At 73.0% G+C, this 23,599-nt stretch carries 24 protein-coding genes and 1 tRNA gene; 16 read left to right on the forward strand and 9 right to left on the reverse strand.

The features are described from left to right. From M8C11_RS14195 to M8C11_RS14205, 3 genes are all read left to right on the forward strand, one after another. On the forward strand, nucleotides 1-306 hold the full coding sequence (locus M8C11_RS14195) for a hypothetical protein (protein ID WP_120572036.1): 306 nt from the start codon (nucleotides 1-3) through the stop codon (nucleotides 304-306). Further along, nucleotides 306-974, forward strand: a complete 669-nt coding sequence (locus tag M8C11_RS14200; RefSeq protein ID WP_252449865.1) for a hypothetical protein — start codon at nucleotides 306-308, stop codon at nucleotides 972-974. Before M8C11_RS14195 ends, M8C11_RS14200 begins: the two co-directional genes overlap by 1 nt. Before the next feature lie 260 nt (nucleotides 975-1,234). Continuing rightward, nucleotides 1,235-2,077 carry a regulatory iron-sulfur-containing complex subunit RicT gene (locus tag M8C11_RS14205; protein WP_252449866.1) on the forward strand — a complete coding sequence of 281 codons (843 nt, stop codon included), beginning with the start codon at nucleotides 1,235-1,237 and terminating at the stop codon, nucleotides 2,075-2,077. Nucleotides 2,078-2,187: 110 nt separating this feature from the next. On the opposite strand, the gene M8C11_RS14210 is transcribed toward M8C11_RS14205, so the two are convergent. Next, nucleotides 2,188-3,918, reverse strand: a complete 1,731-nt coding sequence (locus M8C11_RS14210; protein WP_252449867.1) for a metallophosphoesterase — start codon at nucleotides 3,916-3,918, stop codon at nucleotides 2,188-2,190. 133 nt (nucleotides 3,919-4,051) lie between these two features. Here M8C11_RS14210 and M8C11_RS14215 point away from each other — a divergent pair. From M8C11_RS14215 to M8C11_RS14225, 3 genes are all read left to right on the forward strand, one after another. Then, a tRNA-Thr gene (locus M8C11_RS14215) sits at nucleotides 4,052-4,125 on the forward strand. A gap of 102 nt (nucleotides 4,126-4,227) precedes the next feature. Further along, nucleotides 4,228-4,848, forward strand: a complete 621-nt coding sequence (locus M8C11_RS14220; protein WP_308212743.1) for a hypothetical protein — start codon at nucleotides 4,228-4,230, stop codon at nucleotides 4,846-4,848. An 89-nt stretch (nucleotides 4,849-4,937) separates the two neighbouring features. Then, nucleotides 4,938-5,276 carry an alpha/beta fold hydrolase gene (locus M8C11_RS14225; RefSeq protein WP_252449868.1) on the forward strand — a complete coding sequence of 113 codons (339 nt, stop codon included), beginning with the start codon at nucleotides 4,938-4,940 and terminating at the stop codon, nucleotides 5,274-5,276. Here the strand turns inward: M8C11_RS14225 and M8C11_RS14230 are convergent. After that, complete coding sequence (locus M8C11_RS14230) at nucleotides 5,171-6,031, reverse strand: helix-turn-helix transcriptional regulator (RefSeq protein WP_308212744.1); 861 nt, start codon at nucleotides 6,029-6,031, stop codon at nucleotides 5,171-5,173. The genes M8C11_RS14225 and M8C11_RS14230 overlap by 106 nt on opposite strands. 96 nt (nucleotides 6,032-6,127) lie before the next feature. On the opposite strand from M8C11_RS14230, the gene M8C11_RS14235 reads away from it, so the two are divergent. After that, a complete protein-coding gene (locus tag M8C11_RS14235) occupies nucleotides 6,128-6,850 on the forward strand; it encodes an SDR family oxidoreductase (RefSeq protein ID WP_252449870.1) in 723 nt (240 codons plus the stop codon). A 1-nt stretch (nucleotide 6,851) separates the two neighbouring features. Further along, on the forward strand, nucleotides 6,852-7,274 hold the full coding sequence (locus M8C11_RS14240; protein WP_252449871.1) for an Atu4866 domain-containing protein: 423 nt from the start codon (nucleotides 6,852-6,854) through the stop codon (nucleotides 7,272-7,274). A 35-nt stretch (nucleotides 7,275-7,309) separates the two neighbouring features. Here M8C11_RS14240 and M8C11_RS14245 read toward each other — a convergent pair whose 3' ends face one another. Next, nucleotides 7,310-8,137, reverse strand: a complete 828-nt coding sequence (locus M8C11_RS14245; RefSeq protein WP_252449872.1) for a TrmH family RNA methyltransferase — start codon at nucleotides 8,135-8,137, stop codon at nucleotides 7,310-7,312. 223 nt (nucleotides 8,138-8,360) lie between these two features. On the opposite strand from M8C11_RS14245, the gene M8C11_RS14250 reads away from it, so the two are divergent. After that, a complete protein-coding gene (locus tag M8C11_RS14250) occupies nucleotides 8,361-10,535 on the forward strand; it encodes an acyltransferase family protein (protein ID WP_252449873.1) in 2,175 nt (724 codons plus the stop codon). A 43-nt stretch (nucleotides 10,536-10,578) separates the two neighbouring features. Further along, nucleotides 10,579-11,160: a DUF3592 domain-containing protein gene (locus tag M8C11_RS14255; RefSeq protein ID WP_252450002.1), complete on the forward strand. Its 582-nt coding sequence runs from the start codon at nucleotides 10,579-10,581 to the stop codon at nucleotides 11,158-11,160. A gap of 87 nt (nucleotides 11,161-11,247) precedes the next feature. Here the strand turns inward: M8C11_RS14255 and M8C11_RS14260 are convergent, their stop codons facing one another. After that, nucleotides 11,248-11,868 carry a pyridoxamine 5'-phosphate oxidase family protein gene (locus M8C11_RS14260; RefSeq protein WP_308212745.1) on the reverse strand — a complete coding sequence of 207 codons (621 nt, stop codon included), beginning with the start codon at nucleotides 11,866-11,868 and terminating at the stop codon, nucleotides 11,248-11,250. A 167-nt stretch (nucleotides 11,869-12,035) separates the two neighbouring features. On the opposite strand from M8C11_RS14260, the gene M8C11_RS14265 reads away from it, so the two are divergent. The 3 genes from M8C11_RS14265 to M8C11_RS14275 are packed head-to-tail and all read left to right on the forward strand — an operon-like array spanning nucleotide 12,036 to nucleotide 14,204. Further along, a complete protein-coding gene (locus tag M8C11_RS14265) occupies nucleotides 12,036-12,542 on the forward strand; it encodes a DUF2231 domain-containing protein (protein WP_252449874.1) in 507 nt (168 codons plus the stop codon). Continuing rightward, nucleotides 12,539-13,075 carry an Hsp20/alpha crystallin family protein gene (locus tag M8C11_RS14270; RefSeq protein WP_120572026.1) on the forward strand — a complete coding sequence of 179 codons (537 nt, stop codon included), beginning with the start codon at nucleotides 12,539-12,541 and terminating at the stop codon, nucleotides 13,073-13,075. The genes M8C11_RS14265 and M8C11_RS14270 overlap by 4 nt, the downstream gene beginning before the upstream one ends. Before the next feature lie 7 nt (nucleotides 13,076-13,082). Continuing rightward, nucleotides 13,083-14,204 (forward strand): glycosyltransferase family 9 protein, encoded by a 1,122-nt coding sequence (locus M8C11_RS14275; protein WP_252449875.1) that lies wholly within the window; start codon nucleotides 13,083-13,085, stop codon nucleotides 14,202-14,204. Here M8C11_RS14275 and M8C11_RS14280 read toward each other — a convergent pair. After that, nucleotides 14,179-15,051, reverse strand: a complete 873-nt coding sequence (locus M8C11_RS14280) for a glycosyltransferase family 2 protein (RefSeq protein WP_252449876.1) — start codon at nucleotides 15,049-15,051, stop codon at nucleotides 14,179-14,181. The genes M8C11_RS14275 and M8C11_RS14280 overlap by 26 nt on opposite strands. Further along, a complete protein-coding gene (rfaE2, locus tag M8C11_RS14285) occupies nucleotides 15,048-17,033 on the reverse strand; it encodes a D-glycero-beta-D-manno-heptose 1-phosphate adenylyltransferase (RefSeq protein WP_252449877.1) in 1,986 nt (661 codons plus the stop codon). Before rfaE2 ends, M8C11_RS14280 begins: the two co-directional genes overlap by 4 nt. A gap of 123 nt (nucleotides 17,034-17,156) precedes the next feature. On the opposite strand from rfaE2, the gene M8C11_RS14290 reads away from it, so the two are divergent. Together M8C11_RS14290 and M8C11_RS14295 are read left to right on the forward strand one after the other, a co-directional pair. After that, nucleotides 17,157-17,714: a type 1 glutamine amidotransferase domain-containing protein gene (locus tag M8C11_RS14290; RefSeq protein WP_121685807.1), complete on the forward strand. Its 558-nt coding sequence runs from the start codon at nucleotides 17,157-17,159 to the stop codon at nucleotides 17,712-17,714. Between the two features lie 54 nt (nucleotides 17,715-17,768). Further along, entirely contained in the window at nucleotides 17,769-19,436 is a 1,668-nt protein-coding gene (locus M8C11_RS14295; RefSeq protein WP_252449878.1) for an MDR family MFS transporter, read from the forward strand. 7 nt (nucleotides 19,437-19,443) lie between these two features. On the opposite strand, the gene M8C11_RS14300 is transcribed toward M8C11_RS14295, so the two are convergent. Next, nucleotides 19,444-19,935 carry an NUDIX domain-containing protein gene (locus tag M8C11_RS14300; RefSeq protein WP_018785677.1) on the reverse strand — a complete coding sequence of 164 codons (492 nt, stop codon included), beginning with the start codon at nucleotides 19,933-19,935 and terminating at the stop codon, nucleotides 19,444-19,446. An 85-nt stretch (nucleotides 19,936-20,020) separates the two neighbouring features. Between M8C11_RS14300 and M8C11_RS14305 the strand changes: the two genes are divergently transcribed. Further along, nucleotides 20,021-21,670, forward strand: a complete 1,650-nt coding sequence (locus M8C11_RS14305; RefSeq protein ID WP_252449879.1) for a fatty acid--CoA ligase — start codon at nucleotides 20,021-20,023, stop codon at nucleotides 21,668-21,670. A 180-nt stretch (nucleotides 21,671-21,850) separates the two neighbouring features. Here M8C11_RS14305 and M8C11_RS14310 read toward each other — a convergent pair whose 3' ends face one another. Then, the gene (locus M8C11_RS14310) at nucleotides 21,851-22,864 is read right to left on the reverse strand and encodes an NADPH:quinone reductase (RefSeq protein WP_091414663.1); all 1,014 of its coding nucleotides are present in this window, start codon (nucleotides 22,862-22,864) and stop codon (nucleotides 21,851-21,853) included. A 51-nt stretch (nucleotides 22,865-22,915) separates the two neighbouring features. Continuing rightward, nucleotides 22,916-23,584 carry an HAD family phosphatase gene (locus M8C11_RS14315; RefSeq protein ID WP_252449880.1) on the reverse strand — a complete coding sequence of 223 codons (669 nt, stop codon included), beginning with the start codon at nucleotides 23,582-23,584 and terminating at the stop codon, nucleotides 22,916-22,918. Nucleotides 23,585-23,599: the final 15 nt, after the last annotated feature.

A 23,599-nucleotide genomic window follows, 5' to 3' on the forward strand; every position in this document is an offset into this window, starting at 1 on the left:
ATGGAGACGCTGCGTGCCCTGGCCGCCCGTCTCGACGAGGCCGGCGCGACCCTCGCCACCCTGTCCCGCACGGTGACCGCCACCGACCCGCCGCATCCCGCGTTCGGCGCGCACGCCACCGGCCGCCCCGGCGAGGTGGGCCGCGCGCTGCACCGCCAGTGGACCCTCGCCACCGCCGACCGGGCACGCGAGGCGCAGGCCGCCGCCGTCCGGATGGCCGCCGCCGCGGCGGCGCTGCGCAGTGCCGCAGACCGCTACGCCGCCGCCGACGACGCGGTCGCCCGGCGGCTGGCCCGGGAGGCCTGATGGACGCGCTCGACCGCCTCGCCGAGCCGGGCCTCGACCTGCTCGCCCGCGTCGACGCGCTGCTTGCCGCCGGCGCGCCCGAGGGCCACCGGCTCTGGCCGCTGCTGCGCCGCATGCAGGTGCTTCCCGGCGCGGCCGTGCGCGAATTCCTCGACCTGCATCCCGCGCCGCTGACCGGCGCCGGCCACGCCGTGCGCCGGCTCGTCCGGGGGTACGACGACACCTGCGCCATGCTGGCCGACCAGGTCGCCTGGTCCGGCGCCGCCGCGTCGGCGTACGACGAGGCACGTGCCGCCCTGCTGCGGCACCTGGACGAAGGCCCGGAGAGCCTGGTCGGGCGGCTGGAGTCGACGGCGGGCTACGCCGACGCGCTGGCCGGCTGGGTGGAGGGCAGCCGGGCCGCGCTGGCCCGGGCGCTGGCCGAGGTGCTGGGTTCGGCCGAGGCGGTCGCGGTGCACGCGGCGACCCGGCCCGGCGCCGAGGCCGGACGGGCCGGGGCGGCGGCCGCGGCGGAGATCGCCACGAGGATCCTGGGCGTGCTCGGGGTGGCCTACGACGGCGCCGAGACGCTGCTGCGCCAGTGGGGGCCGAGCCTGGCCGAGACGCCGTGGCGGGACCGCGCCACCACCGCCCCGCGCTACGGCGGCACCACCCGGATCGGCTACTGACGGTCCACGGCGCCGCGCGCCGGTCCGGCCGTGGCCGGGTGACGGCGGCGGCGCCGTGGCCTTCCCCTGCACCCCCCGCAGGTATGCCTTCACTCAACGCGTCCGGGCGGTGTTTGTCAGGAACCCGCCGGAGATTCAGCCGTCCGGGCGAGGCGATGGGGCCGGTTCGGCCGGGTCGTCGACGATGATCGCTGCGGTGGGTGACCGGGCGGCGACAGGTGCGCCGTGCGGCGGGCGTCGATCCGCGTAGGGTGGGGCGCATGGGCATGCTCTGCGCGGTCAGCTTCAACCGGTACGGGCGCCTCTACTACCTCGACCCGGGCGAGTGGCGCCCGCAGGTGGGCGACCGGGTGCTGGTGCCCACCGACGAGGGGCCCGAGGTGGCCGAGTGCGTGTGGGCCGCGCAGTGGGTCAGTGAGGACACCGCCAGCTTCCCGAAACTCGCCGGGATCGCCGGGGACGACGACCTGCGCCGCGACGAGATGCTGCGCCGGCGCAAGGCCGAGGCGAAGGTGGCCGCCAAGCGGCTGATCCGCGAACACGGCCTGCCGATGAAGGTGGTCGCAGTCGACCACGTCCTGGCCACGCCGGAGAACGGCAGCGACCGCACCACCATCTACTTCACAGCGCCGCACCGCGTCGACTTCCGCTCGCTGGTCCGCGACCTGGGCGCCACGCTGCACTGCCGGGTCGAGCTGCGTCAGCTCTCCGCCCGCGACTCCGCCCGGGTGCAGGGCGGCATCGGCTCCTGCGGGCGTGACCTGTGCTGCGCCACGTTCCTCACCGACTTCGAGCCGGTGACCATCCGGATGGCAAAGGATCAGGATCTGCCGCTCAACCCGCTGCGCATCTCCGGTGCGTGCGGGCGGCTGATGTGCTGCCTCAAGTACGAGCACCCGCTGTATCAGAAGTTCCAGGAGTCGGCCCCTGCGGTCGGCAGCCGGGTGTCCACGCCGCAGGGCGAGGGCAAGGTGGTCGGCCACAGTGTCCCGCGCGACGCGGTCACGGTCCGCCTGGACGCGGACGGCTCCCGCTCGATGTGCTCCCGGGCATCGGTCTGCGGCCCGAGACAGGCCCACGACCAGCACTACCCCCAGCCCTAACCCCCACCCCACCCCACCCGCCCACTCCGTCGATCATGAAGTTGGCGGTCGAAATGGTGATCGACTTCGCCGCCAACTTCATGATCAACGGGGTGGGACGGGGGGTGGGGTCAGCGGATGACTATGGGGGGTTCGGCCAGGCGGGGGGTCAGGGGGGTCTTCGGGGTCAGCCACGGGGCCGTGGGGGACTGGTCGGGGTTGAGCTGCCAGTCGTGGGACACCTTGTCGACGGCGATCGGGTAGATGGTCAACGTGCCGTCCGGGTCGATCCGGAACCGCAGGAACGCCTTCGAGTCCTCGATGCCCTGCCCCGCGAACAGCTCGTTCAGATTCACCCCGAACGCGCCCGCCACCAGCAGATAGAGCGCCACGAGCTGGCTGGCCACCAGGCCGCTCACCGGCCCGTAGAGCACCACCGCGGCGACCGCCGGCATCGGCCACGGCCAGTCGTAGAACGGCAGCTGCAACCAGACCCACGTGCCCCCGGCGGCGAGAGCCACCTGGGCCAGCCCGTGCGCCACTCCGAGGATCCAGTGCCGGGCGTGCCGTTTCCCGCCCGCCGTGGGTGGCTTGGCGAAGAACACCGCGCTCATCATCGCCACCACCAGCATGATCGCCAGCGGCACGCTGAACAGGCGCTGCTCGGTGGTGCCCACCCGCTGCACCGCCACCCCGGCCATCGCCAGCATCAGCAGCGTGTGCAGGGTGCCGAGCAGCGTGGTGAAGCCCGGGTTGCGGAACGGCAGCCGGGCGAAGATCCCCCAGCCGTACCGGCGGGAGCGCGCCTTGTCCGGATAGCGCGCGGCCAGGTCGTACTCCTGGGTGTTGCTGGCCCGGCGAGTCAGCGTGTCACGCGGCGGCACCTCCAGCCTCTCCGGCAGCCGATGCGTGGGGTAGAGGTAGGCGCCCCCGCCGCCGCACGTGATGAGCTGCCGGTCCGTGCCGGCATAGCGGGCGTAGTGGTGCAGGTCGCCGGAGACCAGCACCCGCACCTGCGCCCCGGTCGGCGCGACGAGGGTACGGATGAAGTAGTCGATCGAGTCGTACGCGTTGGGGTGGTCGACGGCCTTGACCCACGTCGGCGCCGGCACCGCCAGGATCACCTTGGACTCCGGGGTGAGCTTGCGGGCCACCTCGTCGAAGTAGGTGAGCTGAGGGTCGTCCAGGTACGAGCCGGACTGGTCGTCGAGGCCGAGCAGCCACCAGCCGGCCGGCAGTTCGACGGCGAAGTACGAGCGGGACTGGCCGGTGCCCCAGCCGCCGAAGTGCCGGTCCCGGGTGCGCACGAACAGGCGCAGGAACGCGGTCAGCCCGTCGTACCAGTCGTGGTTGCCCGGCACCGCGAACAGTGTCGGCTTCTCCGGCGGGGCGACCGGCAGCGCCGCCTGGTACGGGCCCTTGCAGCGGTCCTCGTACGCCTCGTAGCCCGCCGCCGGGTAGACCTGGTCGCCGCCCATCACCAGCGTCTGCGCGCGGGGAAGGCGGTGCCCGTCCACTGTCAGCTCCGGCTGGGCGAGCAGGTACGCCACCGAGTACGTGGCGTCGAAGCCGTCACCCAGGTCGGCCACGTAGTCGAGCCAGAGCCCGCCGTCCGGCCCGACCTGCCGGAACGTGCCGTCGCCGAACGCGTTCTGCAACTCGCGCTTGTCCAGGTACGCCCCGAACAGCATGGCCAGCAACGTACGCAGGCCGGTGCTGATCAGCAGCAGTGGCGCGAGCCAGGGCACCGGCCGGCGCGGGGTGAAACCCAGCTCCCGGGGGTCGATGCGGCGGGGGCGGCGGGTGGCCCGCTCTCCGGGATGCGCCTCGGGAGCCGGTGGTCGCGGCGGTTCGTCGGTCACCCGCCGGAGGGTAGTCCGGAGCGGGCGGGAAGTCTCTCCCGTGACGGGGCGGATGTGGTCCGGTGTCCGGGTTCGGGGACGGGGGGATCCGGTTCGGCTTCCCGCGGGGCGTGCCGTACACTTGACGATCGTTGCCGCCTTAGCTCAGTCGGCTAGAGCGACGCACTCGTAATGCGTAGGTCGACGGTTCGATTCCGTCAGGCGGCTCGGTACAGAAGCCCAGGTCATCGGCCTGGGCTTCGCCGTTTCCCGCGGTCGATCACCTCCCCTTCCCGGTGGTTAGGCTTCGCGGCCTGCAAGGGAGGAAGCGTGGGCAATTTCCTGGACCGCTTTCGTAAAGCCGACCGAGGTGGGCCTGCGCCGGGCTTGAACCCGGACGGCGCCGCCCTCGGCGCTGCCGCAGCCCGCCGGCTGAGGGAACTCGGGCACGTCGAGATTCAGCGCGGTCTGACGGAGGAAGAGTTCGCTCGCGTGGAGAACACCTTCGGCTTCCAGTTCGCCGACGACCACCGATCCTTCCTGGCCGCGGGGCTCCCCACGGGCGATTCGTGGCCGGACTGGCGGCGGGGAGACACCTCTGCCCTTCGTGACCGCCTCGAATGGCCCGCATACGGCGTGCTGTTCGATGTCGAGCACAACGGCTACTGGCATGAGAGCTGGGGAGAGCGGCCGAGCAACCGACGTGAGGCGGTGGCGACCGCCGAGCCGCACCTCCGGAGGGTGCCGCAGATGGTGCCGGTGTTCAGCCATCGCTTCCTACCCTCCGGGCGCGGCTCCTACGGGCACCCGGTCCTGTCCATGCACCAGACCGACATCATCTATTACGGCTGCGACCTGGAGGACTACATCCATCGGGAGTTCGGTGGGCCGGCAACGGAGCGAGGCCGGGAGCCGAGTGCCACCGTCGCTTTCTGGAGAGACTTCGTCTAGCGGGTTCCGCGAAGAAGCCGGCCTGCGGGTCGTCACCTCGACGACATTTGTCAAGACGGATGGCCGGTGCGCCGCGCACCATCGCCTGCATGACTGCGCACGACGTTGAGCACCTGCACGGCATGCACGACGGTCCGCGGGAGGCGCCGCCGCTGCTGCTCATCCACGGGTCGGGGGCGGCGGGTGCTTCCTGGGAACCGATGATCCCGGCGCTGGCCGACCACCATCACGTCATCCGGGTCGACCTTCCGGGCTGCGGCCGGTCCTCGCCCGCGCCGTCGTACGACGTGGCCGCCCAGGCGGACCGTGCTGTCGAGGGCCGTCACGAGGCCGTACGGGCCGTCCTGTCCGGAGCGGGCAGTTCGGCGGCCACGGTGCCCAGCAGCGCCAGCGCCTGCGCCGAACGGCTGCCCGCCTCGGCCTGGTAGACGACCAGTTGCTGGCCCGTCGCGCCGGCGACGGTGAGGGAGTCGTACGTGAGGGTCAGCTCGCCCACGTCGTGATGGTGGAACAGCTTCGCCTCGTGCGTCTTTCCCCGTACGTCGTGGCGCGCCCACAGCCGGCGGAACTCCGGGCTCTTCAGCGAGAGTTCCCCGACCAGCTCGGTGAGCCGCGCGTCGTCGAGCATGTCGGCTGCGGCGGCCCGCAGCGCGCCCAGGCTGGACTGCGCGACCCGGTCCCAGTGGGGATAGAAGGAACGGGCGGCCGGGTCGAGGAAGACGAACTGGACGAGGTTGGGCTCGTCGGCCTCGAACAGCGTGGCGAACAGGGCGCGTCCGAGCCGGTTGGCGGCCAGCACGTCCATCCTGCGGTCGATGATCAGCGCGGGGGTGTGCAGCCAGCCGTCCATCAGGCGCAGCAGGCTCGGCCGGACGGTCTCCCGCGTGCCCCGCCGGACAGGCTTGCGGCCGCTCCTGGCCAGCAGGTGCAGATGCGCCACCTCTTCGGCGTCGAGCCCGAGGGTGCGGGCCAGGGCGTTCAGCATCTGTTCCGACGGGTGCTGTTCCCGCCCCTGTTCCAGGCGGGCGTAGTAGTCGGTGCTGACCCCGGACAGCTGGGCGACCTCCTCGCGCCGCAGACCCGGCGTCCGGCGCCGGCCCGAGGACACGATTCCGGCCTCCGCCGGACTGGTCGTCTCACGCCGGGCCCGCAGGAACTCGCCGAGCGGATTGCTGCCGTCCACCACCCCAACATAACCGCGGCCGACAGGCCGCCAGGAGCCTCAGCCGGGGTGTGACGCACCCTGGTTGCGGCAGGTCGTACTCCGCACCGTGGACTCATGGAATCCACACAGAAGGTCGTTCTGGTCACGGGCGCGAGCAGCGGGATCGGCGAGGCGACCGCACTGCGGCTGGCAGCCGAGGGGCACGTCGTGGTCGCGGGCGCGCGGCGCCGCGAGCGGCTCGCCGCGCTCGCCGAACGGCACGACGACATCAGGGTACGGCGGCTCGACGTGACGGACCGTGACGACGTTGCGGCGTTCGTCGGCAGCGCGGTGGACGAGTTCGGACGGGTCGACGTGCTCGTCAACAACGCCGGTCTGATGCCGTTGTCCCGGCTCGACGCCCTGCTGGTGGACGAGTGGGACCGGATGATCGACGTCAACGTGCGGGGCCTGCTGCACGGCATCGCGGCCGTCCTGCCGGTCTTCCAGCGGCAGGGCGGCGGCCACCTGGTCACCGTCGCCTCGGTCGGTGCCCACGAGGTGGTGCCGACCGCCGCGGTGTACTCGGCGACGAAGTTCGCCGCGTGGGCGATCACCGAGGGTCTGCGCCTGGAGGCCGACCCGAGCCTGCGGGTCACCACGATCACGCCCGGTGTCGTCGAGTCCGAGCTGGCCGAGTCGATCACCGATCCGGTGGCCCGGGAGGCGATGCGGGAGTACCGCAGGAACGCGATCTCACCGGACGCCGTGGCGCGGGCCATCTCGTACGCCGTCGACCAGCCGGCGGACGTGGACGTCAACGAGATCATCATCCGTCCGACCCGGCAGCGAGGCTGACATGTCAGGTACCAACCACCGCAAGGCCGCCACCGTCTTCCTGACGGCGGCGCTCACCGCCTGCGGCACGGAGACAGCGCCCGCGCCGCGCTCCGCGCCGTCCGCGACGCAGGCGCGGCCCCCGGCCTCCGGGACCGTCCATCCGTACGTCGGGATGTGGGTCACCGCCGACGGCTACATCCGGCAGGAGCTGCTGCCCGACGGCAGGTACGACGAGGCGCGTGGCGACCGGGCGAGCGCCTACACCGGCCGGTACGAGGTGACCGGCGAGCACATCGACTACTGGGACGACAGCGGGTTCACCGCCGACGGCCGCTTCGACGGCGACGTCCTGCACCACGGCGGCTACCTGTTCTATCGCGAGGGCAGCGCGGCCCACCGGCGGGCGGTCGAGGCGCGGGCATCCACGCGCCCGTCCGGATAGAGGAGCGCACCAGGCGCCCGGTAGCGGCGCGACCGCTACCGGCGCCCGGCCCGCTGCCGGGCGGCCTCGTACAGCGCCACCGTCCCGGCCGCCGCCGCGTTCAGCGAACTCGCCGCCCCCACGATCGGGATGCGCACCATCCGGTCACTGGCCTCCTGCCAGCCCTTGCTGAGCCCGTGCGTCTCGTTGCCGACCAGCAGGAGCGTGGGGCCGGTCAGGTCGTGCTCGGCGACGTCCACGTCCCCGTGCTCGTCCGTACCGATGATCTGGACCTGCGGAAGCCCGTCCGCACGCACCGCGGCGACCCAGTCCAGGACGTCGCGGTGGCCGGCGACGCGCACCACCGGTACGGCGAACAGCGACCCGGTGCTGGCCCGGACCGCCTTCGGGTCGTACGGGTCGGCGGCGTGGCCCGTGATGATCACGCCGGAGGCGCCGAAGGCGTCAGCGGAGCGGATCAGCGTGCCGATGTTGCCAGGGGTCTTGGGGCGGTCGAAGACCACCACGAGCATCGCCGGCCCGACCGGGATGCGGGCCAGGTCGTCGGCGGGTTGCGCCACCACGGCCAGCAGCTCGGGGGACTCCTCCTCCTTGCCGCTCAGTTCCCGCATCAGCTCGGGCGCGAGGGCGACCCGCCGGGCGTCGGCGCGGTCGAGCAGGTCACGGCACCAGCGGGACAGGGGCTGCCGGTCCGGGTGGAGGAGGGCGCGGATCTCCCAGCCCTGCTCCAAGGCCACCGTGATCGGGCGTACCCCCTGGACCAGGAACTCCCCGGACCGCTGCCGCTTGGTGCGGTTGGTCAGCAGCGCCTGCCACTGCTGGAAGCTCGCGTTGCGAGTGGTGATCGTCAGGGTCTTCGCCACCCGCCGATTCAACCCCATCGCCTGCCGGCGTCACCCGCCGTATCCACCCTGCCCCCTACGCCGCCGGGCGACGGTCTAGGGTCGGAACGCCTGCTCGTCGCACCGGAGCGTCCGCCCGCCGCGCCGCGGCATCCGCTCGACGAGGCGGTGCGGCGTGATTGTCCGCCGCCTGACCAGCCGCTATCGTTCCCTCGCCCCCAGCCCGCAGAGTTTGAGGATCGCGATGACTTCCCCGCCGTTGACGAAAGTTGCCGATCGGGAAGGTTCACCGGTCGGGGAGCCGGGCGGTACGACGACCGGACGCGAGCCGGGCAGGGAGGCGACGCCGAGCCGGTTCCGGGCCGACGTCGCCGGGCTCCGGGCCGTCGCCGTCGGGCTGGTGCTGCTCTACCACGCCGGCCTGCCGTTCATCCCCGGTGGCTTCGTCGGCGTCGACGTCTTCTTCGTGATCTCCGGCTTCCTCATCACCGGGCAGCTCATCTCCGAGATCGAGCGCAGCGGGCGGGTCTCGCTCACCGGTTTCTACGCGCGCCGGGCCAAGCGGATCCTGCCCGCGGCAACGGTGGTGCTTGCGGCCACCGCAGTGGCGGTCCGGCTGTTCGTACCCCGGGGTGAGTGGCAGGTCATCGGCGGCGACATCGCCGCCGCGGCGACCTACGTCGTGAACTGGCGGTTCGCCGACCGCGCGGTCGACTACCTGGCCGAGGACGTCGCGCCGTCGCCGGTGCAGCACTTCTGGTCACTCGCCGTGGAGGAGCAGTTCTACCTGCTCTGGCCGCTGCTGATCGTGCTGGCCATCCTCGCCGCGCGCAGGCTCCGGCGGGCGAACGTACGGCCGGTCCTGTGGGTCGGTCTCGCGGTGCTGGCGGTGCCGTCGTTCGTCTGGTCGATCGTCGAGACGGCCAACTCGCCGGAGCGCGCGTTCTTCGTCTCCACCACGCGGCTGTGGGAGCTGGCGGTCGGCGCGGCGGTCGCGCTGCTGGCGGTCCGCGCCGCGCGGATGCCCCGGTCGGTGGCGGTCGTCCTCGGGTGGCTCGGCCTCGCCGCGATCGTGGCGGCGGCGCTGCTGGTCAGCGGGAAGACCGCATGGCCGGGGTACGCGGCGGCGCTGCCCACGCTCGGCGCGGCGGCGGTGATCGCGGCCGGTGCCGCGGCCGGCTCCCGGGGGCCGGTGATGGTGCTCGGCCTGCGTCCGTTCCAGTGGATCGGTGACCTGTCGTACTCGCTGTACCTGTGGCACTGGCCGATGCTCGTGGTGGCCGCCGCGCACTTCGGTGACCTGTCGGTGACCGAGGGTCTGGTCGTGGCGCTCGCCTCGGTGATCCCGGCCTGGCTCACGTTCCGGCTGGTGGAGAACCCGCTGCGCTACTCGCGGAAGATCTCCACGTCGCCGCGTCTGGCGTTGAGCCTGGGCGGCAACTTCACGCTCGCCGGCATCTGCGCCGGCCTGGTCCTGGTGCTGATGGGCGCGTGGGCCGCCGCCGCGACCACGACCAAGAGCCGGTACGCCCCGGGCGCCGCGCTGCTGTCCACAGCGCCCGGCACGGCGCCGATCGGTCCGGTCCCGGAGCGGTTCGACGCGATCACGCCGGACCCGCTGCAGATCCGGCAGGGCTTCATGGACGTGCCCGACACCAACCGGGACAAGTGCTTCCAGCAGGTCGAGGGCGCCGAGGTGCTGTCCTGCACGTACGGCGTTCCGAACGGGTCCACCACCGTCGCGCTCGTCGGCGACTCGAAGATGGACCAGTGGCTACCCGCGTTCCAGGTGCTCGCCACGCAGAACGACTGGAAGCTGCTGATCATGGCGAAGGCGGGATGCGCCTTCACCAGCGCCCAGGTGCTCAAGGGTGACGGGTCCGGCAAGCCGTACACCGACTGCATCGAGTGGAACCGCGCGCTGCTGGACCGCCTGGTGCGGGAGCGCCCCGACTACGTGGTCACCTCGCAGTCGGCGTCGACGGCTCTGGACAGCGGGGGCAAGCGCGCCACTGTCGCAGCGATGGTGTCCGGCGTTCGGGCCTCGTGGAAGAAGCTCGACTCGGTGGGGACCAAGGTCGTCGTGCTCGCCAACAACCCGCATCCGGGCGCGGCGGTGGCCTGTGCCGACAAGAACCGCAAGCGCCTGTCGGCCTGCGCGTTCGACCGGGAGCGGCACGACCAGGACCCGGGGTACCGGATGCAGCGGCAGGCGGTCGCGGGCGCGCCGAAGGTCAAGATGATCGACCTGTTCGACGCCGTCTGCCCGACCGACAGGTGCCCTGTGGTGTTCGGCAACGTGCTCATCTACCGGGGTGGCTCGCACATCGGCGCGGCGTACGTGAAGACCACCGCGCCGCACCTCGCCCGCGCCCTGTCCGACGTGGGCGTGCCGACGCGCTTCACCCCGGCGGGGTAGCGCGCCGGGGGTTGCGGCGCCCGGCCACGATGGCGGCGTGATCATGCGTCGGCCGCTCTGGCTCATCCTCGCGTCCGCGCTGCTGACGGTCGCCGGTGCCGCCCTGCTCTGGCTGCCGTTCCACACCCAGGCGGCGCTCGACGACTGGGGGGTGACGCTGCGCGAGCGGGGTACGCCCGCGCGGGCGACGGTGGTCGACCAGGTGACCGAGAGCGGCGGTAACCGGGGTTCCTCGTCGAGCACCATGTACTTCAGTTACGTGGTCGACGGCCGCACGCACTCGCAGGAGGTGCCGTGTTTCGAGGTGTGCCGGGCGGCGGGCGCCGAGGTGCCGATCTGGGCCAACCCGGCGGACCCGGGCGACTTCGTCACCGACTTCGGGCAGCTCAGCGGGCATCGCGGGCGCGTGCAGGGCCTACTCGGCGTGGTCGGGCTGGTCGCCCTGGGCACCGGGGTGGTGCTGACGCTGTCCCGCATCCGACGCGCCGCCCGGCCGGACCATGACCGCTCAGCCCGGCCGGGCAGAGACCACGCAGCCCGGGCGCGCCGGGCGGCGCCGGCGCCGGTCGGAGACGGCCGCGTCCACGCCGGCCGGGGCAAACGCAAGCGCAACGTCCGGCGGTGACGCAAGCGCAACGTCCGGCGGTGACGCAAGCGCAACGTCCGGCGGTGACGCAAGCGCACCGCTCGGCGCCGACCGCCGGCGACGAGGTCAGCGGTAGAGCGTCTCCAGGTAGGCCGGGCCGTAGTGGCGCTCCAGGTCGGCCAGGCTCTCCGCGGGGGCCTCCACCTCCTTGATCAGCCGGGCCCGTGTCGGCAGCACGTCCGGCTGCCAGGTCTCCGGCTGCCACAGCTCGGAGCGCAGGAACGCCTTCGCGCAGTGGTAGAAGATCTCCTCGATCGCGACCTCGACGGCCAGCAGCGGCCGGTGGCCCTTGACCTCCATGTCGGCGAACCACGGCGCGTCGGCGATCAGCCGGGCCCGGCCGTTGATCCGCAGCGTGTCGGTACGGCCGGGGATCAGGAAGATCAACCCGACGTGCGGGTTGGTCAGGATGTTGCGGTAGCCGTCGGCCCGCCGGTTGCCGGGCCGCTCCGGGATCGCGATCGTGGTGTCGTCGAGCACCAGCGCGAAACCGCGCGGGTCGCCCTTGGGGGAGACGTCGCAGGTGCCGTCCGCGCCGGCGGTGGCGATCAGGCAGAACGGCGAGGCGGCGAGCCACTCCCGGTCGCGTTCGTGCAGCTTACGGCGCTCCTTGGTGGCCGCCCGCGCCATCGGTGTGCCGATCAGTTCGCGTAGTTCGGACTCGCTGGTGATCTCCCGGGTCGTCACGTCTTCCTCCCCCGTCCGTTGACCTTGACGGCGGTTCCGCCCCGCGACGGGCCGTGATCCGCCAAGGTCAGCCTAGAAGAGCGCGTCGAAGGCCGGGTTTGCCCCCGGGGCCGGCGGGTAGGGACCGGTTCGCAGCGTGCGTCCGGACGCGACGGATGGAGGCCGAGATGGAGAGCCGACTGAAGGTGCTCGGCCATCCCGTGCATCCGATGCTCGTGATGTTCCCGGTGGCGCTCTTCGTGACCGCGGTGATCTTCGATCTGGTGGACACCGTGGGCGGGCCCGGCTTCCTCGCCGAGGTCGCGTACTGGAACATCACTGTCGGTCTGATCGTCGGCCTGCTGGCCGCGGCGGCCGGGGCGTTCGACCTGCTCGCCCTGCCGGCCGGCACCCGCGCCAAGCGGGTCGGGCTCACCCACGCCGCCGCCAACGTGGCGGTGATCCTGCTGTTCGCCGCGGTCTGGGCGGTGCGGCTCAACGCCGACTCGCGGGCGGCCGGCGGCTCGCTCGTCGCCATCGAGGTGGTCGCCCTGGCGATCCTCGGCGTCAGCGCCTGGCTCGGCGGCGAACTGGTGGACCGGCTCGGCGTCGGCGTCGACCCTGATCACGATCTCAACGCGCCCAGCTCGCTGCGACCCCACTCGGCGACACAGCGGATCGGAGACGTGCGATGACCGAACAGAGCGGCGGACGAGGCTGGCGTGGCCGCCAGCAGGGCTGGGATCCGATGGGCGAGCTCCAGTCGCTGCGCTCCGAGCTGAGCCGGCTGGTCGGCGGACGCTCCGGCAACCAGGACGTGGATCTGGCCGAGACGGCCGACGGCTGGGAGGTGGTCGTCCGGCTTCCGGGCGTCGCGCCGGAGGAGGTGGCCGTCGAGCTGGACGACCGGGAGCTGTGCGTACGCGCCCGGTCGGAGGCCGAGGTGAACGCCGACCACGGCATCCCGGGCGGGTTCACCACCCGGGGCTTCGAGTACCGCGTGGACCTGCCGTCCCGCGTGGACCCGGACCGGATCGACGCGGTGATGGACCACGGCCTGCTCCGGGTGCGCCTGCCCCGGGCGTCCCGGTCCGCGCCGCGCACGATCACCGTCGGCCGCACCGGCCCGCGACCGGGCGCCGACCGTACGCCGATGCCCGCCGACCCGGCCGCGGACCGGGAGCTGCACCACCCGGACACCGCGCTCGACGAGATCGACAGACCGTAGGGGCCGCGTGACCAGCTCAGCGGTGCTCGGCCCGGTCGGCGAGCGCGTTCCGGACGTCGAACGGATCGCCGTGCTGCGCGCCAACGCGCTCGGTGACTTCATCTTCGTGCTGCCGGCGCTCGACGCGCTGCGGTCCGCGTACCCGTCGGCGGAGATCGTGCTGCTCGGCGCGCCGTGGCACGCGGCGCTCTGGCGCGACCGGCCCGGCCCGGTGGACCGGGTGCTGGTGGTGCCGGCGGCGCCGGGCATCCGCGACCCGGGGCCCGGCGAGTCACCCGGTGACGTGCCGGCGTTCCTGGCCGCCGCCCGCGCCGAACGGTTCGACCTGGCGTTGCAGGTGCACGGCGGCGGCGCCAACTCGAACCCGTTCGTCGCCGGGCTGGGCGCCCGGGTCACCGCCGGCCTTCGGGCCGAGGGCGCGCCGCCGCTGGACCGGTGGCTGCGCTACGTCTACTACCAGCACGAGGTGATCCGCTACCTGGAGGTGGCCGCCCTGGTCGGGGCGCCCGCCACCACGATCACCCCGGCGCTCGCGGTCACCGCCGCCGACCGGGCGGAGGCCGCCGCCGTGCTCGGCGAACCCACCCGGCCCCGGGTCGCGTTGCACCCGGGCGCCACCGACACGCGGCGCCGCTGGCCGCCGGAATGCTTCGCCGAGGTCGCCCGCGCGCTCACCGGAGACGGGTACGAGGTGCTGGTCACCGGTACGCCCGCCGAGCAGGAGACGGTCGACGCGGTGGTGGCGGCGGCCGGAGTGCCGGTGCGCCCCCAGGTCGGCACGCTCGGCCTGGGCGCGCTGGCCGCCGCGTACGCGGACTGCGCGCTCGTGGTCTCCAACGACACCGGCCCGCTGCACCTGGCCGCCGCGGTGGGCGCGCCGACGGTCGGTGTCTTCTGGGTCGGCAACCTGATCAATGGGGCGTCGCCGCTGCGTGGGCGGCACCGCCCGATCGCCGCCTGGACCACTCACTGCCCGGTCTGCGGCGTCGACTGCACGCCCGGGATCTACCCGCACCGGCCGGGCGACGGGGAGTGCCCGCACCGCGTGTCGTTCGTGGCCGACGTGCCGGCCGCCGAGGTGGTCGAGGCGGCCCGCGAGCTGCTCACACCTCCGCAGGCGACTCGCTGAGCACCACTTCCCACGCCTCCACGTCGCGTTCGGTGACAGTGGTCGGTGACTCCAGGTGGTACGCCCCGCTGGGCAGGACACCGGCGCCGCCGTGGCGCTCCAGCACGGCGAGTTGCGCGGCGACGTCCTCGCCCTGGTGCCGCTCGGGCAGCCGCTCCCAGAAGTCGAAGCCGCCGGAGTCGACGAGCTTGGCCCGGTCGTAGAGCACGCACCCGCCGATCCAGGAGATCTTGTACGCCCGCCACTCGCCCGCCGCCAGGTCCAGCTTCTCGGTGACGTGCAGCAGGTTCGCCGCCGGGTGGATGGACGCCCGGTGCCATTCCGGCGTGCCGGGCTGGATGCGTTCCGGCACCGGCGGCCCGGTCCACTCCTCGTAGTGCTGGTGCGTCTCCGGGCGGACGTCGTCGGCGTAGGAGAGCCCGTGCACCGCGTTGCCCACGAACCCGCAGCCCAGCTCGTCCAGCGCGGTCACCAGCCGGGACAGCGCACCCGGCTCCAGCCACACGTCGTCGTCGAGGCAGAGCACGGCGTCGGCCGCCGACTGGGCCAGCAGGTAGGACCGGTGTTCGGCCAGGCCGCGCCGGGGCAGCCGCCGGGTCAGCAGCACCGGGTGCCCCCGGTGCCGCAACGCCCGGACCATCGTGGCGGCGGCCGGGTGGGCGTACGCGGGCTCGCCGTCGGACTGGTCGCTGACCACCACCCCGAACCCGGGTACGCCCTCCTGGGCGGCCAGCCCGGACAGCGTGACAGCCAGTTCGGCGGGCCGGTTGCGGGTGGGGATCAGCACGTCGAGCCGCCGGTGCTGCCGGAACCGTCCGGGCGTGCCCGGGTCGAGCGGACGGGTCACGCCGGCCTGCCCTCGCCCACGGCGGGGCTGTGCTGCTGGTCGGGCACGGCCTCACGGCCCTCGCTCATGCTGTGCCGGTCTGGCATGGCCTCACGGCCCTCGCTTCGCTCGGTGCGTTCGCTCATGCTGTGCCGGTCTGGCATGGCCTCACGGCCCTCGCTTCGCTCGGTGCGTTCGCTCATGCTGTGCGATTGGGCGCGGATCCGGTCGATGATCGCCGAGGTGGAGCGGTCCGGCACGTACCCGAGCGTGCGCACCTGCCCGCCCAGCCGCCGTACCAGTGGCGCCTCCGGCACCATCTCCGGCGGGTAGTCGCCGCCCTTGACGTAGACGTCGGGGCGGACCGCCTCGATCAGCCGGGCCGGCGAGTCCTCCTCGAAGACCACCACGTGGTCGACGCAGGCCAGCGCCGCCAGCAGGGCGATCCGGTCCTCGACCGGGTTGACCGGCCGGTCCGGGCCCTTGAGCCGCCGTACGCTGCCGTCGGAGTTGACCGCCACGATCAGCAGGTCGCCGAGCGCGCGGGCCTGGGTCAGGTAGCGGACGTGCCCCGGGTGCAGCACGTCGAAGCATCCGTTGGTGAACACCACCGACCGCCCGGCCTGCCGGTGCTCGTCCACCAGCGCGGCCAGCTCGTCGGCGCCGACCAGGGCCGGGTGCCCGCCCTCGTCCGCGCCGGTGCCGAGCGCGGCCAGCAGATCCTGCCGGCGGCACACGCACGTGCCGGTGTCGGCGACGGTGATGGTGGCGGCGAGCTGGGCGAGCTGGGCGGCGGTGGGCAGGCCCGCGTCGGCGGCGAGCGCCAGCGTCATGGCCGCCAGGTACGCGTCCCCGGCGCCCACCGCGTGGCTGGCCGGGACCGGGGTGCTGTGGCTGCGCCGAGGCTCGCCCTCGGCGCCGCCGACCACAGCGCCCTCGGTGTCCAGGGTCACCGCCACCACGTCGGCGCCGGTGTGCTCGCGCAGCTCGGGCAGGCGGGACTCGGCCAGCACGGCCCGGTCGACGCCGGTGCCGGCCGCCGCGCTCACCGTCACGCCGGTCCCGGTGACGCTCAGCCCGTCGCCGGTCAGCGCCACCCGCTCCTCGCCGGGCGTCGGCTCGCCGGTCGGGCCGGTCGGGGCCTCGGCGGCGGGCGTACCGGAGGTCGGGTGCGGGCTGCCCGGTACGCGCTCACCGGACCCGCCGGGCGCGGCGCCCACCATCAGCTCGGACGGGCCGTCGGCCTCCGCCGGGTGGTTCAGGTGCAGGCCGTCGCCGCCGGGGACGGCACCCCGTTCGGCGTGCGCGAACCCGGCGGCGGCGCGGGCCAGCAGCCGGGTCGCCTCGGCGAAGCTCGGCGTCACCACTGTCGGGTTCAGTCCGCGCCAGTCGGCCAGGTCGTGCGCGTCGAGCGCCACGGTGCCGTACCGGTCACGGTTGGCGACCAGCCAGGCGCGTACCGCCGAGGGCAGCGCGCCCAGGCCGTAGTCGCAGACGACGAGCGTGAGCGGCTGACCGGCGGCCACCGCGCGCAGCTCCTCGGTGGCGCAGTGCAGCGCGGTCAGCAGGCGGGCCACCCCGTCGGCGTCCAGCCCGTCCTCCGGGCCGCCGGAGTCCTCGCGGAGCAGGATCTGGTTGCCGGCGAGCATCCGCCGCTTGACCGGTGTGGGCCGGCCCGGCTGGCTCACCGTACGGTCCCAGACCGCCGCCCGGTCCAGGCAGTCGTGCAGTTCGTCGCCGGCCACGTCGGCGCCGACCGGGGCGACGAGCGCGGCCCGGCCGCCGAGCGCTGCGACGTTCACCGCCGTGTTGGCGGCGCCCCCCGCCGCGGAGATCCGCCGCCGCAGGGTGAGGACCGGTGCGGGCGCCTCGCGGCAGAGCCGCTCCGACTCGGCGAACCGCCACTCGTCCAGCATGGCGTCCCCGACGACCAGCACGGGACGCTGCTGCCAGCTCGCCACCACCGTGGCGAGCCGGCGCTCTTCCGCTGCTGCTCCTGCCATGCCTCTGCGGATCCCCCCGGGCCGTCTGGCCAAACATGGTGCGACGCGGGCCACCCGATGCGTCCGGTTTCGCGGCATCGGGCGGGGGAACCGTGCAGACGTACCCCGGAGAGGAGAAGCAGCATGGCAGCGACACTTCAGGGCAAGCGCATCGCCTTCCTGGCCGCCGACGGCGTCGAGGAGGTCGAGTACACCAAGCCCCGAGAGGCGGTGGAGAACGCCGGCGCCCAGGTCGAGCTGGTCTCCATCGAGTCCGGCACGATCCAGGCCTTCAACCACCTCGACCACGGCAAGCAGTACCAGGTCGACGTCACCACCAAGGAGGCGGACGCCGGGGCGTACGACGGCCTGGTCCTGCCCGGTGGCGTGGCGAACCCCGACTTCCTGCGTACGGACCCGGAGGCGGTCCGGTTCGTCAAGGCGTTCTTCGACGCCGGCAAGCCGGTCGGCGTGATCTGCCACGGCCCGTGGACGCTCGTCGAGGCGGACGTGGTGCGGGGCCGCACCATCACCTCCTGGCCGAGCCTGCGCACCGACCTCACCAACGCCGGCGCGAACTGGGTCGACCAGGAGGTCGTCACCGACAACGGGCTGGTCAGCAGCCGCAAGCCGGACGACCTGCCGGCGTTCTGCGCCAAGATCGTCGAGGAGTTCGCCGAGGGGCGGCACACCGCCCGCTGAAAACTCACAGTCCCACCGGGGGCATGATCCGCCCCCGGTGGGATAGGAAGCGGGATGACCGCCCAGGCCGCCCGTCCCGCGTTGCCCGCCCGCCAGATCCGCCTGCTGATGTTCGGTCTGATGACCGGCATGCTGCTGGCGGCGCTGGACCAGACCATCGTCGGGACCGCGCTGCCCACCATTGTCGGCGAGCTGGGCGGCATCAACCACTACTCGTGGGTGGTCACCGCGTACCTGCTGGCCTCGACCGCCTCGACGCCGCTGTACGGCAAGATGGCCGACCTGTACGGGCGCCGGCCGGTCTTCCTGTTCTCCATCGGGATGTTCCTGCTCGGCTCGCTGCTGGCCGGGCTGTCGCAGAACATGACCCAGCTGATCGTCACGCGCGGTGTGCAGGGCCTGGGCGCCGGTGGCCTGATGACGCTGGCGTTCACCATCATCTCGGACGTGGTGTCGCCCCGGGAGCGTGGCCGCTACCAGGGGTTGTTCGGCGCGGTGTTCGGCGTCTCGTCGGTGGCCGGACCGCTCGTCGGCGGCTACTTCGCGGAGAACAACTGGCGGTGGATCTTCTACATCAACGTGCCGCTGGCGATCCTCGCCATCGTGGTCTGCTGGCACGTGATGCGGCTGGTGCCGTTCGAGCGCCGGGAGCACACAGTCGACTGGATCGGCGCGGCGCTGCTGGTCGCCGGCGTGAGCTGCCTGCTGCTGGCGCTGAGCTGGGGCGGCGCCGAGTACGCCTGGGGCTCCGGCGTGATCGTCGGGCTGTTCGTCGCGGGCGCGGTGCTGGGCGTGCTGTTCGTCGTCCAGGAGGCCCGGACCAAGGAGCCGATCCTGCCGCTGCGGCTGTTCCGCAGCGCCACGTTCGCGCTCGCCAACGGCGCGGGTTTCGTGCTCGGCCTGGTGATGTTCGGGTCGATCATCTTCATCCCGCTCTACCTCCAGATCGTCAAGGGCGCCTCGCCGACCCGCAGCGGTCTGCTGATGCTGCCGATGATGGCCGGCGTCATCGTCACCTCGGTGCTCACCGGCCGGGCGATGAGCCGGATCGGCAGGTACAAGTGGTTCCCGGTGGCCGGCGCGGCCGTGCTGGTGGTCGGCATGCTGCTGTTCCAGCAGCTCCAGGTGGACACCACGCTGTGGGCCGCGTTCGGCTACATGGTGGTGATCGGCGTCGGGCTGGGCCTGTGCATGCAGTCGCTGATCCTGGCCGTGCAGAACGCGGTGAGCGTCCGCGACCTGGGCGCGGGCACCTCGTCGGCGACGTTCTTCCGGTCGCTCGGCGGCTCGTTCGGCGTGGCCATCCTCGGCGCGGTGTTGTCGTCCCGGCTCACCGCCGAGATGTCCGCGCGGCTGCCCGGCGCGCTGGCGCAGCTCCCGCCGGAGCAGCGGGCCGCGGTGACGGCCGGCGGGGACTTCTCGATCAACGACCCGGCGGCGATCCTCGCGCTGCCCGCCCCGGTACGCGCCGCCGTCCAGGCCGCGTTCGTCGAGTCGCTGCACCTGGTCTTCCTGACCACCGGGCTGATCGCCGTGATCGCCGTCCTGGTCACCCTGGCCATGCCGAACCTCCAGTTGCGCGGCACCGGCCCGCAGGGCGCCACCGGCGGCGCCGACCCGCTCGGCGGGAAGGCGCCCGCGCCCGGCGGCAAGCCGCTGACGAAGGAGTCGAAGGACGAGGCCGCCGCCGACATGGAGGCGAAGTCGCAGACGATGCTGTGACCTGCGGCTACTTGAGGATCAGCCGGTTGGTCTGCTCGAACACGTCGAGGTCGGCGAGCGTCTCGTGCACGCTCGACGACAGCGGGTGCGGGAAGTCCGCCGGGTGGAAGAAGCCGGAGTCGGTGGTCTCGTCGGTGAACCGGGCCAGTTCGCCGTCCCACTCGTCGACGCGGAACGCCGTGGTGAAGACCTGGTACGTGTGCCCGTACATGTTGGTGTGGGTCCGGTCCGGGCCGGTGTAGAGCGCGAACGCGCTGACCCGCAGCGCCCGCAGCCCGGTCTCCTCGCGGACCTCCCGGACCGCGCAGTCGGCGATCGACTCGCCGAGTTCCATGGCGCCGGCCGGCAGGGCCCACTGGCCGTTGTCGGAACGCTGGATCAGCAGCACCCGGGCGGCGTTGTCGCGTACGACGGCGCGGGCGCCGACGAACATCAGGGTGCGGTCACCGGCCAGGGCGCGGAGCTGCCCCACGTACGAGTCGGCCCACGAGATGCTCACCCGGACAATCTACGCATCATCCGTGATCACCTCGGCGGATCCGGGGGGTTCCGCAGATGTGACCGCCGCCACTACTTTGTTACCCATGCGTAGCACGATGATGGATGCCCCTCTCCAGGTCGCCCGGATCCTCGAACACGGCTCCACCGTGCACGGCGCGGCGGAGGTGGTCACCTGGACCGGCGCCGAACCCCGCCGGATGACGTACGCGGAGGTCGGTCGCGCCGCGGCCCGGCTGGCCCACGCGCTGCGCGACGAGTGCGGGGTGACCGGCGACGAGCGGGTCGGCACGTTCATGTGGAACAACAACGAGCACCTGGTGGCGTACTTCGCCGTGCCGAGCATGGGCGCGGTGCTGCACACGCTCAACATCCGGCTCTTCCCCGACCAGGTCTCCTACATCGCCAACCACGCGCAGGACCGGGTGGTCCTCGTCGACACCACGCTCATCCCGCTGCTCGCCCGGGTGATCGGCGAGATGACCACCGTGGCGCACGTGGTGGTGGTCGGCGGTGGCGACCCGGCGCCGCTGCTGGCCGCGGCCGGCGACAGGATCACCGTGCACCACTGGGACGCGCTGCTGGCCGACCGTCCGGACCACTTCGACTGGCCGGAGGTGGACGAGCGCGACGCCGCCGCCCTCTGCTACACCTCCGGGACCACCGGCAACCCCAAGGGCGTCGCCTACTCGCACCGCTCGATCTACCTGCACTCGCTCCAGGTCTGCATGCCGGAGGGCTTCGGGCTCGGCCCGAACGATCGCGAGCTGGCGATCGTGCCGATGTTCCACGCCATGTCGTGGGGCCTGCCGTACGCGGCGTTCCTCTCCGGCGCCTCGCTGATCATGCCGGACCGGTTCCTCCAGGCCGAGCCGATCGCCGCGATGATCGCCGCCGAGCGGCCCACGCTCGCCGGTGCGGTGCCGACCATCTGGACCGACCTGCTGGCCTACCTGGACGCGCACGAGGTGGACCTCTCCTCACTGAAGGAGGTGATCGTCGGCGGGTCGGCCTGTCCGCCGTCGCTGATGCACGCGTTCCACGACCGTTACGGCATCGACGTCATCCACGCCTGGGGCATGACCGAGATGTCGCCGCTGGGCTCGGTCTCCCGGGCGCCGGCCGGTGCCACCGGCGACGACGCCTGGCGCTACCGCTACACGCAGGGCCGCGTACCGGCGGGCGTGACCGCGCGGATCGTCGGACCGCTGGGCGAGCCGCTGCCCGCCGACGGCACGTCGGTGGGTGAGCTGGAGGTACGCGGGCCGTGGGTGACCGCCCGGTACATCGGCGACGACGCCCCGGATCCGGAGAAGTTCCGGGACGGCTGGTTGCGGACCGGTGACGTCGGCACGCTCTCGCCGGACGGCTACATCACGCTCACCGACCGCGCCAAGGACGTGATCAAGTCGGGCGGGGAGTGGATCTCCTCGGTCGAGCTGGAGAACGCCCTGATGGCCCACCCGGCGGTGCTGGAGGCGTGCGTGGTGGGCGTACCGGACGAGCGCTGGGACGAGCGGCCGCTGGCCACTGTGGTGGTCCGCGAGGGCGCCTCGGTGACCGCGGAGGAACTGCGCGACTTCCTCGCCGGCTCGGTGGCCCGCTGGCAGTTGCCGGAGCGGTGGGCGTTCATCGACGCGGTGCCGAAGACCAGCGTCGGCAAGTTCGACAAGAAGGTGGTGCGCTCGCGGTACGCCGACGGCGGGCTCGACGTGCGGGAACTGACCGCGTCGTAACGTTTCGCGGCGTACCGTCGCCTACACGGGCAGGAACATGTTTCCAACGGGCATTCCTCCCAGAGGGCGGCCCCGGCGTTCGCACCGCGCCGGGGCCGCCCGTCCGTTACGGGGTGACCCGCACCGTCATTGTTGCGAAACTTGTTCGCGTCTGTCCGGCTGTCGGGGAAATCCGGTCGCCTACTCGTCGGCGGTGCTCACCAGCACCTTGCCCACCACGCTGTCCTGCACCGCCTGCTGTGCGGCGGCGGCCTCCGCCAGCGGATACCGGTGCAGCGGCAGGCCGGCCTCCTCGCCGACCCGGATCGCGCCCTGCGCCACCGCCGCCGCGATGTCCGTGACCGCCTGCGCCTTCGCCACCTTCGGCGCGGTGTAGATCAGCACGAACTGCCAGCGCGCGTTCGGGACCATCAGCGGCCGGATCGGCAACGTCACCTCGTCGCCGCCGTCGTCGGCGTACACGCAGACCGCCCCGCCGGTGCGCAGCATCCGTACGTCGGCGGCGGCGTTGCGGGCGGCGGACACCTCGACGATCGTGTGCACCCCGTCGGGCGCGACCTTGCGGACCTCCTCGACCACGTCCTGCTCGCGATAGTTGATCACGAAGCTGGCCCCGGCCGCCGCCGCGAGCTGCGCCTTCTCCGGGCTGCTCACAGTGGTGATCACACACGCGTCGGCCCAGCGGGCGAGCTGGATCGCCGCGTTGCCCACCGCGCCCGCGCCGCCCTGCACCAGCACCACGTGGTCGCTCAACGCGCCCGCGTGCAGCTTGTCCGGCATGAACTCACCGGCGGTCAGGCAGCGGTGCGCGGTCATGAACGGGATACCGAGCGCCGCACCCAGGTCGAACGAGGCCGGACCGAGCGGCACCGCGTGCCGGACCGGGACCAGCGTGTACTCGGCGGCGGTGCCCCACGGGCGCTGCCACGCCGCCTCCCACACCCAGACCCGCTCACCGATGAGCGTCCGGTCCACGCCCTCACCGACCGCCTCGACCACCCCGGCGCCGTCCTGGTGCGGGATCTGCCAGCCGGCCGGCAGCGGCCACGCCTGGCGGGCCTTCCAGTCGGTCGGGTTCACCCCCGACACGGCCATCCGGACCAGCACCTCGCCCGGCCCGGGTTCCGGCACCGGCCGCTCGACCACCTGGAGCACCGAGGCGTCCCCGCTGCGCTCGTACACGATCGCCTTCATCGCTGTCCCCTCACCCTCGTCGCGTGATGGCGCTACCCCGCCGCCTACCGATCATTCCGCCGGCCGCCCGCCGAGTGACTCGACCACCTCGGGCGTGAGCGCGCCGATCGAGGGGAGCAGCACGGCCGCGAGCGCCTCCGCGTCCGGATCGAGCGGGTACGAGCCGTGCGGCACCGCCACCACCCGGCACCCGGCGGCGGCCGCCGAGCGGACCCCGTTCGACGAGTCCTCCACCGCCACGCACCGGGCCGGGTCGACGCCCAGCCGCTGCGCCACCGCGAGCCACACGTCGGGCGCGGGCTTGCCCCGGGCGGTCTCCTCGGTCGACAGCGTCGCGCCGAACGCGCCGGCCAGGCCGGTCGCGTCCAGCGCCGCCGCGATCAGCCGGGTCGGCGAGGAACTGGCCAGCCCCAGCGGCCACCGCGCGGCCATGCCGCGCACGACCGCGTCGGCGCCGTCGATCAGCGGTACGCGCTGCGCGTACCGCCGGGCCATCTCGGTCACCACCTCCGTGGCGACCTGCTCGGCCGACCTGTCGACGCCCAGCTCACCGCTCAGGTAGCCGGCCCACTCGGCGGTGCTCATGCCCATCAGCCGACGCTGGGTGTCCGGCTGCCAGGTGCCACCGTGCTCGGCCACGTACGCCCGCCGGACCTCCTCCCAGACCGGCTCGGAGTCCACGATCACGCCGTCCAGGTCGAAGAGCACCGCGTCCACCATGCCGCCATCCTGCCC

Origin of the sequence: Micromonospora sp. CPM1 (genome assembly GCF_023896895.1) — a bacterium.
Lineage (GTDB): Bacteria > Actinomycetota > Actinomycetes > Mycobacteriales > Micromonosporaceae > Micromonospora > Micromonospora tulbaghiae.

Bases quoted from the DNA above. Each gene is read 5' to 3' on its own strand.
- M8C11_RS14195 (WP_120572036.1), top strand. From the start codon at position 1: ATGGAGACGCTGCGTGCCCTGGCCGCCCGTCTCGACGAGGCCGGCGCG.
- M8C11_RS14200 (WP_252449865.1), top strand. From the start codon at position 306: ATGGACGCGCTCGACCGCCTCGCCGAGCCGGGCCTCGACCTGCTCGCC.
- M8C11_RS14205 (WP_252449866.1), top strand. From the start codon at position 1,235: ATGGGCATGCTCTGCGCGGTCAGCTTCAACCGGTACGGGCGCCTCTAC.
- M8C11_RS14225 (WP_252449868.1), top strand. From the start codon at position 4,938: ATGACTGCGCACGACGTTGAGCACCTGCACGGCATGCACGACGGTCCG.
- M8C11_RS14235 (WP_252449870.1), top strand. From the start codon at position 6,128: ATGGAATCCACACAGAAGGTCGTTCTGGTCACGGGCGCGAGCAGCGGG.
- M8C11_RS14240 (WP_252449871.1), top strand. From the start codon at position 6,852: ATGTCAGGTACCAACCACCGCAAGGCCGCCACCGTCTTCCTGACGGCG.
- M8C11_RS14250 (WP_252449873.1), top strand. From the start codon at position 8,361: ATGACTTCCCCGCCGTTGACGAAAGTTGCCGATCGGGAAGGTTCACCG.
- M8C11_RS14255 (WP_252450002.1), top strand. From the start codon at position 10,579: ATGCGTCGGCCGCTCTGGCTCATCCTCGCGTCCGCGCTGCTGACGGTC.
- M8C11_RS14265 (WP_252449874.1), top strand. From the start codon at position 12,036: ATGGAGAGCCGACTGAAGGTGCTCGGCCATCCCGTGCATCCGATGCTC.
- M8C11_RS14270 (WP_120572026.1), top strand. From the start codon at position 12,539: ATGACCGAACAGAGCGGCGGACGAGGCTGGCGTGGCCGCCAGCAGGGC.
- rfaE2 (WP_252449877.1), bottom strand. From the start codon at position 17,033: ATGGCAGGAGCAGCAGCGGAAGAGCGCCGGCTCGCCACGGTGGTGGCG.
- M8C11_RS14290 (WP_121685807.1), top strand. From the start codon at position 17,157: ATGGCAGCGACACTTCAGGGCAAGCGCATCGCCTTCCTGGCCGCCGAC.
- M8C11_RS14295 (WP_252449878.1), top strand. From the start codon at position 17,769: ATGACCGCCCAGGCCGCCCGTCCCGCGTTGCCCGCCCGCCAGATCCGC.
- M8C11_RS14305 (WP_252449879.1), top strand. From the start codon at position 20,021: ATGCGTAGCACGATGATGGATGCCCCTCTCCAGGTCGCCCGGATCCTC.
- M8C11_RS14310 (WP_091414663.1), bottom strand. From the start codon at position 22,864: ATGAAGGCGATCGTGTACGAGCGCAGCGGGGACGCCTCGGTGCTCCAG.
- M8C11_RS14315 (WP_252449880.1), bottom strand. From the start codon at position 23,584: ATGGTGGACGCGGTGCTCTTCGACCTGGACGGCGTGATCGTGGACTCC.